Genomic DNA, 19,032 nt, shown 5'->3' with positions numbered 1-19,032 from the left:
AAGCGCAAGTGTGAGCGTTCTTCCATTTATCGCGGCCGACAAACCGCTACACTACGGAATAAGCGTGATCCTTCGCATGTGCATATTGGGGGGCGACGACAAGCCCGTAAATCAACTCATGCGGCAAACCGGCATTGGGAGAAGGACACGGCTAGCCATTTTTTCCGATCCGTATGGGCGCGTATGCATTGTTTCGCAGCACACCAAAAGCGACCTGCAGCAAACACTCTGGCTGCAGTACAACGTGATTCGGCTAGGATACGAACTGTGCCAATCCAAACGCCGCGGGTCCGCCAGTCGGGAACGAAGCGCGGAATCCTTTGGTGCCAGATCGAGTACTGGTCGGACAGATATCTTCCGAAACGTGTGATCTTGCGCCTACCCGGAATGACTCGAATTCGTCTTGGTAGACCAAGTTTCCGTGTCCGAGAATCTAAAGGCAAGTCATCGGAAGCTCTTACCTGAACTGTGTCTGGGCTCGCGAGTTTATCGCATCAGTGCTTCATTGAAGCGATAGCACTAAAGTAACACCAGAAAGGAGGAATTGAGATGTTCTCAAATGGTATCCGTTGTCTGACAATGAGCGCTATTGCTGTCGTCCAGGCGCTGAAGGCGAGCCGGTGATCGGTCCGTCAGGCGCGGTCCGGGTGATGGTGGCGACCAAGCCGGTAGACTTCCGCAAGGGCATGGAGGGTCTTGCGACCCTGGTGCGCGAGAGCATGGGGAGGGCGCCAGGATTATCTACGAGCGGAAGCCCGGACGTTCCGGCAAAGCTTCCGCCGCAAATCTCCAACTTGAATAATCTTGCCCTACTCCAGAAAAATAGCCAAAAGCATTCGGCAACCTAGATCTCTTCTACATTCGGCGCAAAGACGATCGCTGCCCCGGCGTCGCGACACAGCTGCTCGTCGTGGACATTGACACTCTGCGGCGTGAGACCGAGATGACCCATTACCGGCCCTGGCCCGGCTGATCGAGGGCGGATTGCCGACCGAGGCCACCGTCGCCCAGGTGCTGGTCTCCAAATATGCCGATCACCTGCCGCTCTACCGGCAGGCGCAGATTTACGCCCGCCAGGGCATTGAGCTCGATCGTTCGACGTTGGCGGACTGGGTGGGCCAGGCAGCCTTCCACCTGCGTCCGTTGCATGAGCGCCTCCTTGGCAAGCTCAGGCAACGGCCAAAGCTGTTCGCCGATGAAACGACGATGCCAGTGCTCGATCTCGGCCGCGGGCGCACCAAAACCGGTCAGCTCTGGGCCTACGCGGCGGACGACCGGCCATGGGGCGGCGCTGATCCGCCGGGCGTCGCCTATGTCTATGCCCCCGACCGCAAAGCCGATCGGCCGATTGCCCATCTGGCAGGCTTCAAGGGGATCCTGCAGGTCGATGGCTATGCCGGCTATGGCAAGCTCGCCGAGCGTGGCGAGGTTCAGCTTGCATTCTGCTGGTCGCATATGCGGCGTAACTTCTACGAACTTGCCACACCCGGTCCCGCGCCCATCGCAAGCGAGGCGCTTCAGCACATCGCCGAGTTCTACGCGATCGAGAAGGACATCCGTAGCCGCAGCGCCGAGGAGCGCTGCCTCGTCCGGCGGCAGAAGAGCCGGCCGCTGGCGGAAGCCTTCGAACGGTGGCTCCGCGCAAAGCTCGCGTTGATCAGCCAAAAGGGCAAGCTGGCCGATGCCATCCGTTATGCGCTCTCACGCTGGGAGGGGCTGACGCGCTTCATCGATGATGGCCGCATCGAGCTCGACAACAACGCGGTCGAGCGATCAATTCGCCCGATTACGCTCAATCGGAAGAATGCGCTGTTCGCAGGCTCCGACGGCGGCGCCGAGCACTGGGCCATTATCGCCTCTCTGATCGAAACCTGTAAGCTGAATGACGTCGATCCGCTTGCCTATCTGACCGATGCCTTCACCCGGATCGTCAACGGCCATCCAAACAGCAACATCGATGAGCTGCTTCCGTGGGCTTATTGCCGTCACAACCTCAAAGCCGTGGCCTGAGAACGACGCTTACGTTACGAGCGGCAGCTCACAGAGTTGAGTTGTGTCGAAGAAGTTGTATCGGCTTGCCGGATGATGATCCGCTAAAGCAGGTGACCTCTTTGCGGTCAGTCCTCGATTTCTACGCAACCCGCTTTCACAACGTGGTCGCTGCGCAGCGATCGGCTTTAACGAAGATGATGGATTTTAGGGCAAGCGTGCATGACGTCAAACGGCGTCTCGCAGAGCTGAACTAGCCACGCCTCACGAATTTGATAATAACGATGCGCCGGCACGAGCAGAATTTCATTCTGCGAGGCGAAGAGAAATCTGGCGATCAACTGGTCGACGCGGGGAGCAGAGTTCCAAACCGCTTGCTCAGTCGAGCCTACCAACCGAGGTGAGATCCCAAATCCCTGAACTGATCCGCGCTTACAACTAAAACTTGGTATTGTTCACGGTAAGCAGCAGACGCTAAACGAACAAGCGGATGACCTCGGACAGATCTACAACCCCTCCGAACTTGAAGCATTCGCACGCGTCTCGCCTGCACGGCTGATCACGGCCGGAAGCTCCCGGTCGCGGTGGCCGTCTCCTCGGACGAGGCATCGTTGATCGTGGTCGCGCTTGGCGACGAAGGTCTAGAAACCGTCAGCGCACCTCTGCGACCTCCATAGTGTTTCCAAATCAACCGGGTCGTGGAGCAGATGTCCTCTGTGCGGCTTCTTGCATGAAAGTATTTCCAAAAGTTTCACATTGACATAATAATTTTAGCGTGCCATCTCGTTAGCGTAAAAAAATCGGAGTCTTTTTCTGCCAACTTGTTATGGGGGCAATTTTGAGCAACGGGCGGCAGGATCATATGCGTTCGGAGGCATGAATGGCTGGCCGCTTTCACGCCTCTTCCGCAGCTGTCGATGACAAATTCAAGGTTACGCGCATCGCGGGAGCCAGTGCTTCCTTCGAGGTTTACTCCCAGCTAGCCCAAATTAGACGGCAGCTCGCCGTCGAGTGCTCCGTTTCCGGGGCTCATTCCGTTGCTTCTTCTCGGGGAGGGGTGGCCTGTGGCGCGGCCGAGTGTAGGAGCTGGATCTCAACGTCAGGCTGCCCACCGAAGAATGCCTCCGACTTGTCAGTCATTGGATAGGGCACGTGTTGCGATGCTTCCAGCCACAATCATCTCCGGATTTCTCGGTGCGGGCAAAACCACTTTGATAAATCGTCTCCTGCACAACCCGGGGGATGATCGCCTGGCTGTTTTGGTGAACGACTTCGGCTCTGTGAATATCGATCAGGACCTCATCAAGGTCGAAACGCAAAATCGGATCGAGCTCAGTAATGGTTGCGTTTGCTGCTCCATTCAGGACGACCTTGCGGCGGGCCTGGTCTCCCTCAGTCGATTTCCGGACAAGTTTACGCGCGTAGCACTCGAGTGCAGTGGCGTATCGCATCCTGCAGGCATATTGAAGATATTCGATAGCGATCCGATTAGGGAGCTATTTTATGTCGATGGGCTCTTCTGTTTAATCGATACGTCTAACCTGCTCGATCTCGACTTTCGAAGCACAGAGCTGGCAATCGATCAAGCCGCCATGTCCGATCTGGTTTTCCTAAATAAGACCGATTTAGTCTCAGAGGCCGTCCGCATCGAGGTGCGTCAGACGCTTCAGGCAGCTCAACAGAGTATGAAGCTGTCGGAAGTTGTACGGGCCGAAATTCCGACTGCCATTCTATTTGGCCTGGCAGAGAAGACCAGGCGTAGTCGACAACGAGCCGCCACGGAGGGTAACCATTCTGATCTCTATGAAAGCGCTTCTTTCTTCTGGGACTCTCCGGTCGACGCAGGAGCTTTCAAGCGGTTCTGTGACGAGCTTCCCTCCCAAATACTTCGGGGCAAGGGCGTTCTAGGTCTAATGGTCAACAGGGGGCGCCCGCTACGAGCAATCTTTCAACTTGTGGGAAGGCGCTCTACCGTCGAAGTGGAAACAGCAGACGGTCCCGAGATCAGTCGGATCGTCTTGATCGCACGTCGCGGGAAACTCGACAGAAGTGCGATTGCGAAGGCCCTGAAGTTCTGTCCTGGGGCGCGTATTCAACCGATTGCGCGGCGGCGAGGTCCGAAGCGCCCCTTGATTTCCCATTAGAGAGTACATCGATCTAAGGGGTGCCAGATGAAGTTAGCCGATCGTGTGTTTTTTGGTGGTCCAATCCGGACCATGGATCCCTCGAAACCGACCGTTGAAGCCGTTGCAGTCCGAGGAGGAAGGATTGTCGCAGTCGGTTCCAAGATGGACGTCGAACGGTTCTGCGGTGTGGGCACTGAGAAAACGGACCTGAAGGGCAGTGCGATGCTCCCCGGGTTCGTTGAGGCGCATAGTCATCCCATGTCGAGCGGGATTCTCTGGGGGGATCCAGTCGTTGATATTCGAGCTGTTCACGAACCGAGCTTCTCCGCGGTAGTTGCGAAGATGCGCCGTCGTGTAGCGAAAGCCGAGCCCGATGAGATCATCTTGTTCCTCGGACTTGATCCCCAATTGCACGAGGGAATGGAAGAGCCATCACGCGAACTTCTCGACGACATCGCTCCGAACAATGCCATCCTTGTCGGAACCTCCAACACTCACGGAATGTACATAAACACCAAAGCACTTGCCGCTTTTGGTATCGATGCTGATTACGTCCCTCCACCTGATGGAAACGTCTTCAAGGCCGCAGATGGTCTTCCTTGGAAGTTTGAGGAAACGGCAGCCTGGCAAGTGATGGATCACTTTTTCGAAATTTGTGGCGAGGAGCGGAAGAAGCGGAGCTTCGAGGAGTGGATACAGAAGTTCGTTAGAGCAGGGTATACCACAACGTCAGAGATCGGAATCAACCCTGGCAACGCCCGAATGCTCCAGGCCGCAGTAAAATCGCGGCCAAACCTACTTCGTATCATTGGGTACGAATCGAGTCGTGGCGACGAGATAACGGTTCCTCTGAACTTCGGCGATGACGATTTCCGCATGATTGGCGTCAAGCTATGGGCGGACGGCTCCGTCCTGTTGGGAAATGTGTGGACCACCAAACCATACCTCAACAATAAAATGACGCTTAAGGGGATGGGATTGCCCGAGAACAGCACGGGCCATGCAAACTATTCAGAAGACAAGCTGCACGAATTGGTCCTCAAATATGCGAGCGAGGGCTGGCAGGTGGCAATCCATGCCCATGGAGATCGGGCGATCGACATGGTCCTGAATGTCTACGAGAAGGTGATCGACAAGGTCGGGCCGGACAAAGTATCAGGTCCGCTTCGGATCGAGCATTGCGGGATGATGCGCGAGGATCAGATCGACCGCGCCATCCGACTCAATGTCGTCTGCTCATACTTTCTGCCCTACATCCATCATTGGGGCGAGGCAATCCGTGACTACCTGCTTGGTGAAGAGCGTGCTGCTCGTTTCGTCCCCTCGGGCTCCGCCACAAGAAAGGGCATGCGAGTTTCCTATCACTGCGATTCTCCGATGACATGGCCAAATGCCCTTATCTGTCTGAACGTTGCGGTTAACCGAAGCACGATGAAGGGCGCGATACTGGGTCCTGAGCAGCGGGTCTCTATGGAAGACGCGCTAAAAGCGATCACAATCGACGCGGCATACCATTTGCGAATGGACGACAAGATCGGAAGCATTGCCGTCGGAAAATACGCTGATTTCGTTGTTCTCGGACAGGACCCGGTCGCATGCGAACCAGGCCGAATTCTCCAAATCCAAATTCTCGGGACAGTCGTCGGCGGAATCGACACAGATGATCTTTCAGCACCAAACAGTGTTTCATGAACGGGCCGTTCCTTTCCTTGGTTGCGCAGAGCGGAGCCGCGAGACAGATTTCCCGATGGGACAAGTGGACGTGACAGATCAAGGTGCTCGGGTCGCGCGGCGGCAATTACTCGTTTTCCGCAATTTGTCGAACGATACAGTCGTCCTATTATTCACGAATTTCCCTGCGTACGCCGAGACTCCGCAAAACGAACAAGCAATGGCGACTGTCGTGCGCGCCTGGCGCATCGTTAGCCGCTTCGGATCACTCTCACGGTTTGCTCTTAACACTCATGTCGTCGAATTCGCTCACGACCGATCGATGGGAAGTCTCCAATAATGACCACAAGGGTTCCTGAGAAGACCGAAGTCGTCATTGTCGGCGGCGGCATAGCAGGCTGCTCGGTCGCTTATCATCTTACTAAGCTGGGCATTAGCGATATCGTCTTGCTCGAGCGCAAGCAGTTGACGTGCGGAACAACTTGGCACGCCGCCGGTCTGGTGACGCAATTGCGAGCCACCCGGAACATGACCGAGCTTGCCAAATACACGGGGGAGCTGTTTCACAGTCTTGGCCCGGAAACCGGTCAGGAAACAGGTTTCAAACAGAATGGAGCTCTCCGCCTCGCCAAAAGTCCTGGGCGTCTGGAGGAACTGCTACGCGGCGCTTCCATGGGACGCAACTTCGGCCTTGAGATGCATGCCGTCTCGCCTGCAGAGATTACGGAGCGTTGGCCACTGCTCAATCTTAAAGACGTGATCGGAGGCATATGGGCCCCAAAAGATGGCCAAGTAAATCCTACCGATGTCACGCAAGCCTTTGCAAAGGGCGCGCGTATGGGCGGCGCGAAAATCGTGGAGAACTTGCAGGTTGATCGAATTTTGGTTGAGCGCGGACGTGCCGTTGGCGTCTCCACGAATGAAGGTGCCATCCGCGCCAAGAAGATCGTCATTTGCGGCGGGATGTGGTCACGCGAGTTTGCTGCCAAGCAGCGCATTTCCCTGCCGCTCCACGCAGCGGAACACTTCTACGTTGTTACTGAGCCTATTCGAGATTTGCCCCGACAGCTGCCGGTTCTCTTCATGACCGATGAAGAGGCTTACTATAAGGAAGACGCCGGGAGGTTGCTTGTAGGATGCTTCGAAAAACATGCCAAGCCATGGGGGCGCGAAGGCATATCACCCGAATTCTGTTTTGAATCCTTGCCTGAGGATTTCGGCCATTTCGAACGAATTCTGGATATGGCGGTGAAGCGGGTCCCGGCGCTCGCCGATGTCGGCATACAGCTGTTTTTCAATGGCCCCGAAAGCTTCACGCCTGACAATCGATATCTGCTTGGGGAGACCTCCGAGGTGTCGGGGCTCTTTACGGCCTGCGGCTTCAATTCCGTCGGCATTTTGTCTTCCGGGGGCATCGGAAAGGCGCTCGCTTCTTGGATCAAGGAGGGGCACGCACCGGTCGATCTCGCCGACGTCGATGTTCTCCGCATGCACCCGTTCCAATCGAACAAGACGTATCTTTACGATCGAACGAAAGAGGTTCTTGGCCTCCTGTTCGATATGCATTGGCCATACCGTCAATACACGACTTCACGTAACGTTCGTCAAGCGGTCTTCCATGATCGGTTGAAGGCGCTCGGTGCAGTGATGACGGAGGCTGCTGGATGGGAAAGGCCTGGGTACTTCTCTCTCGACGGCAGGGCGAAGGAAATCGAATATTCATACGGCCGGCAAAACTGGTTCGATATCGTCGGTCAGGAGTGCCGGAATGCAGCCGGGAAAGTCGCTCTCTTCGATCAGAGTTGCTTCGTCAAGTATATGGTCGATGGGCGGGACGCCTGTGCGGTCCTCAGCCGGATATGTTCCAACAATGTGGACGTGCCCATTGGGAAGCTTGTTTACACACAGTGCCTAAACGAGCGGGGTGGAATAGAGGCGGACATTACAGTAACTCGGCTTGCGGAAGATTCTTATCTGGTTGTGACGGCGGCGACGTCGCAAACACGCGACTTGGTTTGGTTGCGACGCAACACTCCAGATAAGGCCCATGTTTTCATCCGGGATGTGACGTCGGGATTGCCGATGCTCGGTCTTATGGGGCCTAGTGCGAGGCCGTTGCTCGAGCGGTTGTCAGGTTGCGACCTCTCGAATTCAGCCTTTCCGTTCGCATCGAGCCAGGAAATTGAGATCGGCTATGCGAAGCTACGCGCAAGTCGCGTCACGTATGTGGGCGAACTCGGGTGGGAGCTGTACGTGCCGGCCGAGTTCGCTGCGCATGTTTTTGACAGGATCGTTGAGGGGGGGGCTGATTACGGGTTGTCACAGGCTGGCTACTTCGCCCTTGGCTCTATGCGTATGGAGAAGGGCTATCGCCACTGGGGCCATGACATCGGGCCCGAAGATACGCCCTACCAGGCCGGCCTCGGCTTCGCAGTGAAGTTGGAAAAACCGGGAGGGTTCATTGGCCGCGAGGCATTGCTGCGACAGAAGGAACAAGGATCCGTACGCCGACGGCTGGTGCAATTCCGCATGGTCGAACCAGATGCCCCTCTTTTGTATCACCAAGAACCTATATGGGCCAATGGTCGCCTCGTCGGATCTGTTACCTCTGGCGCCTATGGACATCGTGTCCGAGCTTCCCTCGGTATGGGCTACGTCGAGAACGACGACGGAGTCGATGCTTCGTTCCTTTCCGCAACACAATTCGAGATCGAGGTGGCAGGAAGACGCCACAAGGCCGTAGCCCAATTTGCTGCGCAGTATGATCCATCGAATTCAAAGATACTGGCATAGCGTTGGCGTCAGCGCGCCTTGTCTGCAGCAAGAGTAAGTCGAACTGGGGTGCCAGATGAAGTTAGCCGATCGTGTGTTTTTTGGTGGTCCAATCCGGACCATGGATCCCTCGAAACCGACCGTTGAAGCCGTTGCAGTCCGAGGAGGAAGGATTGTCGCAGTCGGTTCCAAGATGGACGTCGAACGGTTCTGCGGTGTGGGCACTGAGAAAACGGACCTGAAGGGCAGTGCGATGCTCCCCGGGTTCGTTGAGGCGCATAGTCATCCCATGTCGAGCGGGATTCTCTGGGGGGATCCAGTCGTTGATATTCGAGCTGTTCACGAACCGAGCTTCTCCGCGGTAGTTGCGAAGATGCGCCGTCGTGTAGCGAAAGCCGAGCCCGATGAGATCATCTTGTTCCTCGGACTTGATCCCCAATTGCACGAGGGAATGGAAGAGCCATCACGCGAACTTCTCGACGACATCGCTCCGAACAATGCCATCCTTGTCGGAACCTCCAACACTCACGGAATGTACATAAACACCAAAGCACTTGCCGCTTTTGGTATCGATGCTGATTACGTCCCTCCACCTGATGGAAACGTCTTCAAGGCCGCAGATGGTCTTCCTTGGAAGTTTGAGGAAACGGCAGCCTGGCAAGTGATGGATCACTTTTTCGAAATTTGTGGCGAGGAGCGGAAGAAGCGGAGCTTCGAGGAGTGGATACAGAAGTTCGTTAGAGCAGGGTATACCACAACGTCAGAGATCGGAATCAACCCTGGCAACGCCCGAATGCTCCAGGCCGCAGTAAAATCGCGGCCAAACCTACTTCGTATCATTGGGTACGAATCGAGTCGTGGCGACGAGATAACGGTTCCTCTGAACTTCGGCGATGACGATTTCCGCATGATTGGCGTCAAGCTATGGGCGGACGGCTCCGTCCTGTTGGGAAATGTGTGGACCACCAAACCATACCTCAACAATAAAATGACGCTTAAGGGGATGGGATTGCCCGAGAACAGCACGGGCCATGCAAACTATTCAGAAGACAAGCTGCACGAATTGGTCCTCAAATATGCGAGCGAGGGCTGGCAGGTGGCAATCCATGCCCATGGAGATCGGGCGATCGACATGGTCCTGAATGTCTACGAGAAGGTGATCGACAAGGTCGGGCCGGACAAAGTATCAGGTCCGCTTCGGATCGAGCATTGCGGGATGATGCGCGAGGATCAGATCGACCGCGCCATCCGACTCAATGTCGTCTGCTCATACTTTCTGCCCTACATCCATCATTGGGGCGAGGCAATCCGTGACTACCTGCTTGGTGAAGAGCGTGCTGCTCGTTTCGTCCCCTCGGGCTCCGCCACAAGAAAGGGCATGCGAGTTTCCTATCACTGCGATTCTCCGATGACATGGCCAAATGCCCTTATCTGTCTGAACGTTGCGGTTAACCGAAGCACGATGAAGGGCGCGATACTGGGTCCTGAGCAGCGGGTCTCTATGGAAGACGCGCTAAAAGCGATCACAATCGACGCGGCATACCATTTGCGAATGGACGACAAGATCGGAAGCATTGCCGTCGGAAAATACGCTGATTTCGTTGTTCTCGGACAGGACCCGGTCGCATGCGAACCAGGCCGAATTCTCCAAATCCAAATTCTCGGGACAGTCGTCGGCGGAACCGACACAGAGGAGGCAGTACGCACAGCATCGGACCCTTCCCAAGATCGAGCTGATTGAGGCGCCCGGATTTACCGAGTCGGCGCATGAGACTGCGATAACCTTACCGTTGCGGGAAGTCATGGCATGAAGGAGCGACGCCCTTACCTTGCCGCAAAACATTTTTCGGAACTTCGAGAAGCCCGGAAGCTGCCGCCTCGTCAGCGTGGTCGCCGTCTAAGCAGCAAGTCTTTGCTTCTCTGTTGCCAAGCTGTCGTTCGCACTCAAATCGGTAAACAGTGCAGGTCAATGGTCTTCAGGAAAAGCTTAATTCGTCGTCCGTGAAGAGCGGCTAAGCGATTGAGCTGGAATCGCATTTGTGGTTGCGGGGTGTTTTAGGATTGCAGGGTTTTGATGCTTCGGGCATCGGAACCTTGCAATTTCATTTTCAGGATTCCGTCGAATCGCCAGACATGATTCGGTGGCCGCATCGGAGGTGGCGATGCGACCGAAGAAGCACAGGACGACGGGATCGGGCGATCTGTTCCGGGCCAGGCTGGACCAGATCATCAACATGAAGCACGAGCTGGTTCAGCTCGCTGGCAAGGTCGATTGGGACTGGATCGACGGCGAGATCGCGCCGCTCTACAGCGAGAACGGCCGGCCCGGCATCGCGACCCGCTTCGTGATCGGGCTGCTGCTGTTCAAGCACATTTACGGCCTGTCCGATGAGGGGGTCTGCGAGCGCTGGGTCCACGACCCATATTTCCAGTACTTCACCGGCGAAGAGTTCTTCCAGCACGCCTTCCCGCACGAGCGCTCGGACCTGAGCCACTGGCGCAAGCGGCTCGGCGACAAGCTGGAACTGCTGCTGGCCGAGAGCCTGCGGGTGGCGCACGAGGCCGGCGCGTTACGCGGCCAAGACCTCAAGCGGGTCACAGTCGATACCACGGTGCAGCCAAAGGCCATCACCTTCCCGACTGATGCCAAGCTGCTGCACGCGGCGATCAAGGGGCTCAACCGTCTGGCGAGGAAGCACGGGATCAGGCTGCGGCAGTCCTATCTTCGCATTGCCAAGACCGCGGCCATGATGGCTTCCCGCTACGCCCATGCCAAGCAATTCAAACGGCATCAGCGGCAGTTGCGCATCCTGCGCAGCCGGTTGGGCCGGATCATCCGCGATATCCGCCGCAAGATCGAAGCTCAGGCCGTGCTCGAGAACGCCTTCGCCCTGCCGCTCAGCCGGGCCGCGCAGATCCGCTCGCAGCAGCAGCGCCAGCGCGGCTGGAAGCTGTATTCCTTCCATGCTCCGGAGGTCGAGTGCATCGGCAAGGGCAAAGCAGCCGCGCCTTACGAGTTCGGTGTCAAAGCCTCCATCGTCACCAACAACCGCCGTGCTCCCGGCGGCCTGTTCGTGCTGCACGCCAGGGCGCTACCCGATAACCCGTACGACGGTCACACCCTGCGGGACGTCATCGACCGCACCGAGACACTCACCGGCTGTCCGATCGAGCGGGCCTATGTCGACAAGGGATACCGCGGCCATGACGCGCAGAACCCGCGCCGTGTCTTCATCTCCGGCCAGAAGCGCGGCGTCTTCGGTATCATCAAGCGCGAGCTGCGCCGCCGCTCCGCCATCGAACCCGTCATCGGACACCTGAAGGCCGATGGTCCCCTCGGCCGCTGCTACCTCAAAGGCCGCGCCGGCGATGCCGCCAACGTCATCCTCTCTGCCGTCGGTCACAACTTCCGCCGCATCCTCGCCTGGCTGAGGGTTCTTTGGTGCCTCTTCCTGGCCACCCTCATCGCAGCCATCAGCGACCGCTCACCGCTGCAATCGGCTTCTTAACGGACGACTAATTCGCGCTTCCGGTGCCAACCAGCTTCCAGTTCGGATCGCGGGAGGAGGTGTCGCGGGCGAAAGTCCAGACATGAGCGAGATTACAGTATACCGGGCGCGCAGAGTAATCACAATGGATGTTGGTCGGCCTTTTGCCCATTGTGTCGCCGTCATGGACGGCCGTGTCCTGTCGACCGGTACAATCGATTCCATGCGGCCCTGGCTCAGCCGCCATTCCTACAACATCGACGACACATTCGAGGACAAGAATCATGCCAGGGCTAATCGATCCGCATACGCATTTCGCGCTCTCGGCTGGTTACCTCGCTACGCACTACATTGGGCCGATCGATTCGCCCGGATCGCAGGGGATCAACCGAGGCCTGCCGACGCGCCCCGAGGTAATTGGAAAGTTGCGTGAGGTTGATAGATCCAATTCCGATCCCACTGCGCCATTGATCGCCTGGGGGTTAGATCCACTGTCGCAAGGAGGTCATCTCCACCGCGACGAACTAGACGAGATGTCCATCACGCGGCCCATCTGGGTCATCTCTTACGCTCCGCATTACATCTATCTGAATAGCGTAGCGATTGCATGTGCCAAGATTTCGATCGATTCGAACGTCCACGGGGTGATGCGATATCCTGACGGCAGGTTGAACGGCCAGTTCGTCGAGTTTGAAGCTGGCCGACTTGCGATCGGCGCAATGCGGGATTCGCTCGCACAGCGAGGGGGCGCAGAGGGCCTGCGCAGGATGGGCGATATCGCGCGCAAGGCCGGCGTCACCACGACCGCCGAAAATGGGTAGCACCGAAAGCGAATGGCAATTGTATTCGGCGGTGATGTCTGACGAAAACTATCCAGTTCGCATGGGGCTCGTGCCATGGGAAATGAGTCTCTACGCGGATCACGGCGGCAGAGCCGCAGACTTTCTGCTGGATGCAATGAGGTGGAACAACGATAGGTTGTTTATCCGTGACATTAAATTCCTGACAGATGGCTCATTCCCTGCGATGTCGCTGCGCCTGAATTTCCTCGGCTATCTTGATGGAAGTAACGGCCTAAGAAATGACATTCCCTGGAGTGAGCTTCACGAACGAATGCTTCCGTTCTGGAAAGCCGGCATTCAAATCCATTGTCACGCAAATGGGGATGAGGCGATTGATGCCTCGCTCGATGCGCTTGCCAGGCTGCAAAACATCGCGCCAAAGTTCGACCATCGCTTCACGCTCGAGCACTACTGCATCAGCAGGCCGGACCAAGCGCGCCGCCTCAAGGTGCTTGGCGGCGTTGCTAGCGTGAACAATTATTTTGTGCACTATCGTAGCCAATTGCACAGCGAACACGGGTTTGGCCCGATCGCTCAGAGGCGGTGGCTCGGCTTGGATCTCTTGAGCGTGAGGGCGCGACCTTCGCGCTGCATTCTGATTATTCGCTTGTTCTCGTGCCACTGCATCCGCTCACGGCGGCGTGGGTTGCCGTGAATCGGATTGCTCACGATGGGAAAACAGTTCTTGCTCCGGGCGAGAGGATTGGTGTCGAACGCGCGCTGCGAGCAATCACCATCGATGCTGCCTATGTCCTTGGCGCTGAGCAAACGCTGGGCAGTCTAGAGCCTGGCACGTTTGCCGACTTCGCAATCCTGGAGAGCGATCCTTTTGAAGGCGATCCAATTGCACTGAAAGACATCAAGATCTGGGGCACAGTCCTTGGCGGAAGTCTGCAGCCGGCATGACTCGCGAAACGCGCAAGCCGCCAGATGGCGCACCAGCTTCGCGCAATCGCGAGGTCACGAAGATGTTGATGGGAATATTCGAAGCTGCTCGGCTGATCCCAACAGGCGTTCAAAAGAACACGATGTTGCCGTTGACCGTTATCAGCGGCTTCCTCGGCGCTGGAAAAACGACTCTGATAAATCGACTACTCTCTGTCCGTCATGGACGCCGGATTGCCGTCCTGGTCAATGATTCCGGCGCCATTAACATCGATGAAGAACTGATACGCTCTCGTAGCGAGGAGGCCATTGGCCTGACCAACGGATGCGCCTGCTGTTCGATCTCGGGCGATCTCACGGAGGCGTTGCTGCGGCTGCTCCAGCGATCCGACCCGCCCGATGCAGTTGTCCTCGAAGCCAGCGGGGTCGCCGATCCATATGGCATCGCACAGGTCGCGTTGGCCAACCCCGCAATCCGACTGGATGGCGTCCTGACTTTGGTGGATACGGAAACGTTTCTCGACCGCGTTCAAGCCCCCGAAACAGCGTGGCTTGTCTCCTCACAACTTTTGGCCGCGGATCTCATCGTTCTAAACAAGATTGATCTGCTGAATGGCCGGACGGAATTGGTTCGGTCTCGCATTGAGGAAATCGCGGGAGCACGGACCATCGTTGAAGTCGTGCAGGCTGATATTCCCGTCGATGTCGTGCTCGGGATCAATACGGAGCGCACCTCGGGAGTCCGTTGCGCAACGGAAGCGCACGCGTCATCCTTCGCAAGCTGGACAGGCTCCTGGGACGTTCCGCTCGATCGAGAATTGCTTTCGGCTGGGCTGCGTCAGATCCCGGCCAACGTCATCAGGGCGAAGGGGGTCTTCACCCTTGAAGATGACCCGGTGCATCGCTCTGTTTATCAGCGCGTCGGAACGCGGGAGAGGTTTGATGGCGAGACAACACTTCCAGCCCGCCGGACGTCTAATCTTGTTCTCATAGGGCTCATCATCGGGGTGGAGCCCGCGCGAGATCGAGCGGCATTTTGCTGCGGTGGCACCCGTCCGGCGAAAGCCATGCTGAAGGACGAGTGATGACCGAGCTCTTGCATCTAATCAGGCTTTGGAGATTCACCAAGAATTGTCCGCGTTGACGTCGGCTGCCTCGGCGGTCTGGGCAAGTGATCACGAAAACTCGGGCTCTCTGCTCCTCGTTTCACAGACGCAAATTGCACAATCGTCGAAGGCGCATTTCAGGAGATGGTCCGATGCGACGTGGCCGCCAAATCATAAAATGTGTTCGCAGCCGAATTGTCGCGGAAACTGGTCGAGTGGTGCACCTTCTAGCCATGGCACGAGCGGATCGGCTATGGACGCCGGCCTCGCATTCCAAAGCGCACATCGCGTCCTGTGGTTGCCCGCGACATAAACCCTCCGACCCTGGCCGGTTAATGCAGAATTGCAGCAATGCGAGGGGATACATCGATGAATTTCAGCTTTAGCAGACTGATACTATTCAACGCAGTTTCGGTCGACCTCGATGTCGCGGTTTTAAACACAAGCAGGGACGAAATGCTTCGGCTGGTCAACGGCGGCTCGTTTGCGACCATACGCATCGCCTCGACGGCAAGTTCGATAAGCCGCAATCCATCAAGAACGAAGTTGCGGCGACGCGGGTGATAAGCTGGGGATGGAACGCTCGGGGTGGGGGGTAATAAGCGATGCAACACACGAACGATGCCTTCGTGAGGCTTCCTGCACGTGCCTGCCCGCCGGCATAATGATTTTGTAACAAAGCTGCCGAAGTCGGACAGGGGAGCGTAGATCGAGCCCGGTGCGCGATCATGTCAGTTGGGGAACCTGATGATTGTCGCGTGCTCGATGGCGCGTGAGGACGATCCCAGGCGCCATCGAGAGCCCGGCCGGAATTTTTAGCAGCGCCGTCTCTATACCGGAGCGGCATAGTGGGAGGGAGTAGATGATGAGAAATTCACGGATGAGGGCGCGCACTCTAGCCATAGCTGGGTTACTGGGCGGGATCCTCGGCGCTATAGACCCCGCCTTTGCGGGCGATCAGCTCACGATCACCTCCTGGGGGGGCGCCTATCAAACGGCCCAGCGCAAGGCATATTTCGAGCCCTTCACGAAGGCGACCGGGATCAAGGTCACTGAGGACGAGTACAATGGCGAGACCACCAAGATTCGCGCCATGGTCGAGTCCAAGACCGTAACCTGGAACCTGGTCGACATTGGCGAAGGGGATGCCATAAGACTATGTGATGCTGGCATTCTCGAACCCATCGACTGGAGCAAGCTGGGCCTCGACCGCGCTAAATTTCGGGGCGCTGAGGGCTTTGAGTGCGGGGTGCCGATGCAGTTCACCAGTGTGGCCATCGTCTATGACAAGGACAAGCTAGCCAACGGTCCAAAGACCATTTCCGAGTTCTTCGACCTGCAGAAGTTTCCTGGCAAGCGGGGACTGCTTAAGGATCCCTACGCCACCCTCGAATGGGCCTTGATGGCCGATGGCGTGGCAATTAAGGACGTCTACAAAGTGCTCAACACGGCGGAAGGCGTCGACCGCGCCTTCAAGAAGCTCGACACGATCAAGAAGGACGTCGTCTGGTGGACGGCCGGTGCCCAGCCGCCGCAGCTTCTAGCCGACGGCCAGGTTGTCATGACCGCAGCCTATAGCGGCCGCATCTTCGATGCGGTCAAGAACTCCGGCAAGCATTTCGAGATCATGTGGGACGGCGTGCTGCTGGGCTTTACCGGGTGGGCAATTCCCAAGGGCGCTCCGCGGCAGGACGACGCCTACAAGTTCATGGCTTTTGCCGGTTCGCCTCAGACCCAAGCCGACTTCACGCGCTACATGCCCTATGGTCCCGCCAACCAGGACGCGATGGCGCTTATCGATCCGGCGATTCTGCCCCAACTCCCGACGGCGCCGGATCATGACCGTGTGGGTTTGACGGTCGACTCCAAGTTCTGGGCTGACAGGGGCACCGAGTTGCGCCAGCGCTTTACGGCCTGGCTCGCAAAGTAATACCCACCGCAGGAATGGTGCGAGGGGGCGTCCGTCCTCCGCACCGCCAACGTTCCCCAAAGTAAGCGTGCACACTTTAGCTCGATCCGGGGCTACCACGATGTCGGCAAACTGGGAGGGGAATTGTACATTCCCACCGAGTTCGCTCAGGGGATCTATTAAACTGAAAGAGGATCGATGAAGGTCTTAGTGCCGGTAAAGCGGGTGGTCGATTACAACGTCAAGGTCCGCGTCAAGGGCGATGGGTCGGGCGTTGAACTCGCCAACGTCAAGATGTCGATGAACCCCTTCGATGAAATCGCGGTCGAGGAAGCGCTGCGTCTGAAGGAAGCCGGCAAGGCGACTGAAGTCGTGGTAGTCTCCGTCGGGCCTGCCCAGGCCTCCGAGACGATCCGTACCGGTCTCGCCATGGGCGCCGATCGCGGCATCCTGGTGAAGGCCGAAGGCACCGTCGAGCCGCTCGCTGTCGCCAAGATCCTCAAGAAGGTTGCTGAAGAAGAGCAGCCCGGTCTCATCATCCTCGGCAAGCAGGCAATCGACGACGACAGCAATCAGACCGGCCAGATGCTGGCCGCGGTGCTGGGCTGGTCGCAGGCGACATTTGCCTCGAAGCTCGAGGTCGAAGGCTCCGATTTCAAGGTCACCCGCGAAGTCGACGGCGGGCTGCAGACCGTCAAGCTCAAGGGTCCGGCGATCGTGACCACCGATCTGCGTCTCAACGAGCCGCGTTATGCCTCGCTGCCCAACATCATGAAGGCGAAGAAGAAGCCGATCGCGGAGAAGGCCGTCGCCGATTACGGCGTCGATGTCGCTGCGCGTCTCGAGGTTCTCAAGACCACTGAACCGGCGGGCCGCAAGGCGGGCGTCAAGGTCAAGGACGTCGCCGAACTGGTGTCGAAACTCAAGAACGAAGCCGGGGTGCTCTGATGACGACGCTTCTGATTGCCGAACACGACAATGCGTCGCTCAAGGATGCGACCAACAAGACCCTCACCGCGGCTGCCGCGCTCGGCGCGGATGTCGAGGTGCTGGTTGCCGGCCAGAACGCCAAGGCCGCGGCGGAGGCCGCTGCCAAGCTTGCCGGCGTGAAGAAGGTGCTGCTCGCCGACGGCGAGCTCTACGCGCACGATCTCGCCGAGCCGCTGGCCGTACTGGTCGTGTCGCTGGCGTCCGGCTATGACGCGATCGTCGCGCCGGCGACCTCGCGCTTCAAGAACGTGATGCCGCGTGTCGCCGCCCTGCTCGACGTCATGCAGGTCTCGGAGATCATCAAGGTGGTCGCCCCCGACACCTTTGAGCGTCCGATCTATGCCGGCAACGCCATCCAGACGGTGAAGTCGAAGGACGCCAAGAAAGTCATCACGGTGCGGACCTCGACCTTCGCCGCAGCTGGCGAAGGTGGCAGCGCGCCGGTCGAGAACGTGGCGGCGGCCGCTGATCCGGGTCTGTCGACTTTCGTCGGCGAGGAGGTCGCCAAGAGCGACCGTCCCGAGCTGACCTCCGCGAAGATCATCGTCTCCGGCGGCCGCGCCATGCAGAGCCGCGAGAACTTCGCCAAATACATCGAGCCGCTCGCCGACAAGCTGGGCGCCGGCGTCGGTGCCTCGCGCGCCGCGGTCGATGCGGGCTATGCGCCGAACGATTGGCAGGTCGGCCAGACCGGCAAGGTCGTGGCGCCCGAGCTCTATGTCGCGGTCGGCATTTCCGGCGCGATCCAGCATCTGGCCGGCATGAAGGACTCCAAGGTGATCGTCGCGATCAACAAGGACGAGGACGCGCCGATCTTCCAGGTCGCCGATTACGGCCTGCTCGCCGACCTCTACCAGGCGGTTCCGGAGCTCAGTGAGGCACTCAGGAAGTAGAGACAACGCTCCGGTCGGGCTTGGACCTTTGTTGTAGCCCTCGATAGAAGAACCGACATGCACTGGATGTTCAGCATGAAAGAGGTCGAAGATCGCCTGCGCCTTGAGGCAGGTCAACTATATCCCGCTGCTTCTAGCCGAGTCGGCAGGCTCATCGCTCGATAGGTGCAGAACGCAACTCTCATGTTCCTCTGCCCACCAAAGCCTATCGTCCAGACCAGCTTGCGCCAACATGCCGGCTCGTACAATCCTCGGGACCGGCGCTTCCGAGCCCGACGGGTTCATTACAACATGGGGGCAAACAAGCGCATGACGATGGGGATGGAAGGCGCTGCCAACGTAGACAAAATTCGGTAGGTTC

13 protein-coding genes and 2 pseudogenes are annotated in these 19,032 nt (G+C 57.8%); 14 read left to right on the top strand and 1 reads right to left on the bottom strand.

What is annotated here, in order from left to right:
* The first annotated feature begins 650 nt into the window (after positions 1-650).
* From P6U27_RS30970 to P6U27_RS30940, 7 genes and pseudogenes are all read left to right on the top strand, one after another.
* Positions 651-848, top strand: a complete 198-nt coding sequence (locus tag P6U27_RS30970; RefSeq protein ID WP_407194508.1) for a hypothetical protein — start codon at positions 651-653, stop codon at positions 846-848.
* Positions 849-954: 106 nt separating this feature from the next.
* Positions 955-2,010 (top strand): annotated as a pseudogene (gene tnpC, locus P6U27_RS30965) (IS66 family transposase); the annotation flags it as partial.
* 1,139 nt (positions 2,011-3,149) lie between these two features.
* Entirely contained in the window at positions 3,150-4,133 is a 984-nt protein-coding gene (locus tag P6U27_RS30960) for a CobW family GTP-binding protein (protein ID WP_407193139.1), read from the top strand.
* 27 nt (positions 4,134-4,160) lie between these two features.
* Positions 4,161-5,807, top strand: a complete 1,647-nt coding sequence (locus P6U27_RS30955; protein WP_407193138.1) for an amidohydrolase — start codon at positions 4,161-4,163, stop codon at positions 5,805-5,807.
* Positions 5,808-6,125: 318 nt separating this feature from the next.
* Positions 6,126-8,579 carry an FAD-dependent oxidoreductase gene (locus P6U27_RS30950; protein ID WP_407193137.1) on the top strand — a complete coding sequence of 818 codons (2,454 nt, stop codon included), beginning with the start codon at positions 6,126-6,128 and terminating at the stop codon, positions 8,577-8,579.
* Between the two features lie 55 nt (positions 8,580-8,634).
* Entirely contained in the window at positions 8,635-10,299 is a 1,665-nt protein-coding gene (locus P6U27_RS30945) for an amidohydrolase (RefSeq protein WP_407193136.1), read from the top strand.
* Between the two features lie 421 nt (positions 10,300-10,720).
* Positions 10,721-12,067, top strand: a complete 1,347-nt coding sequence (locus tag P6U27_RS30940) for an IS5 family transposase (RefSeq protein ID WP_407193135.1) — start codon at positions 10,721-10,723, stop codon at positions 12,065-12,067.
* 7 nt (positions 12,068-12,074) lie between these two features.
* On the opposite strand, the pseudogene P6U27_RS30935 reads toward P6U27_RS30940, so the two are convergent.
* A pseudogene (locus tag P6U27_RS30935) lies at positions 12,075-12,149 on the bottom strand (calcium-binding protein); the annotation flags it as partial.
* Positions 12,150-12,330: 181 nt separating this feature from the next.
* On the opposite strand from P6U27_RS30935, the gene P6U27_RS30930 reads away from it, so the two are divergent.
* From P6U27_RS30930 to P6U27_RS30900, 7 genes are all read left to right on the top strand, one after another.
* On the top strand, positions 12,331-12,867 hold the full coding sequence (locus tag P6U27_RS30930) for a hypothetical protein (RefSeq protein ID WP_407193134.1): 537 nt from the start codon (positions 12,331-12,333) through the stop codon (positions 12,865-12,867).
* Positions 12,860-13,543, top strand: coding sequence for an amidohydrolase family protein (locus tag P6U27_RS30925; protein WP_407193133.1), 684 nt, complete (start codon positions 12,860-12,862; stop codon positions 13,541-13,543). The genes P6U27_RS30930 and P6U27_RS30925 overlap by 8 nt, the downstream gene beginning before the upstream one ends.
* Positions 13,432-13,794, top strand: coding sequence for an amidohydrolase family protein (locus P6U27_RS30920; protein WP_407193132.1), 363 nt, complete (start codon positions 13,432-13,434; stop codon positions 13,792-13,794). Before P6U27_RS30925 ends, P6U27_RS30920 begins: the two co-directional genes overlap by 112 nt.
* The gene (locus P6U27_RS30915; RefSeq protein ID WP_407193131.1) at positions 13,791-14,858 is read left to right on the top strand and encodes a CobW family GTP-binding protein; all 1,068 of its coding nucleotides are present in this window, start codon (positions 13,791-13,793) and stop codon (positions 14,856-14,858) included. Before P6U27_RS30920 ends, P6U27_RS30915 begins: the two co-directional genes overlap by 4 nt.
* A gap of 886 nt (positions 14,859-15,744) precedes the next feature.
* Entirely contained in the window at positions 15,745-16,809 is a 1,065-nt protein-coding gene (locus P6U27_RS30910; protein ID WP_407194507.1) for an ABC transporter substrate-binding protein, read from the top strand.
* Between the two features lie 177 nt (positions 16,810-16,986).
* A complete protein-coding gene (locus P6U27_RS30905; RefSeq protein WP_407193130.1) occupies positions 16,987-17,736 on the top strand; it encodes an electron transfer flavoprotein subunit beta/FixA family protein in 750 nt (249 codons plus the stop codon).
* Positions 17,736-18,671: an electron transfer flavoprotein subunit alpha/FixB family protein gene (locus P6U27_RS30900; protein WP_407193129.1), complete on the top strand. Its 936-nt coding sequence runs from the start codon at positions 17,736-17,738 to the stop codon at positions 18,669-18,671. Before P6U27_RS30905 ends, P6U27_RS30900 begins: the two co-directional genes overlap by 1 nt.
* Positions 18,672-19,032 lie beyond the last annotated feature (361 nt).

The organism is Bradyrhizobium sp. STM 3566, assembly GCF_045571445.1.
Classification (GTDB): domain Bacteria; phylum Pseudomonadota; class Alphaproteobacteria; order Rhizobiales; family Xanthobacteraceae; genus Bradyrhizobium; species Bradyrhizobium vignae.
Note: the sequence above shows the minus strand (reverse complement) of the source record. Positions and strands in the feature narration are given on the sequence as shown.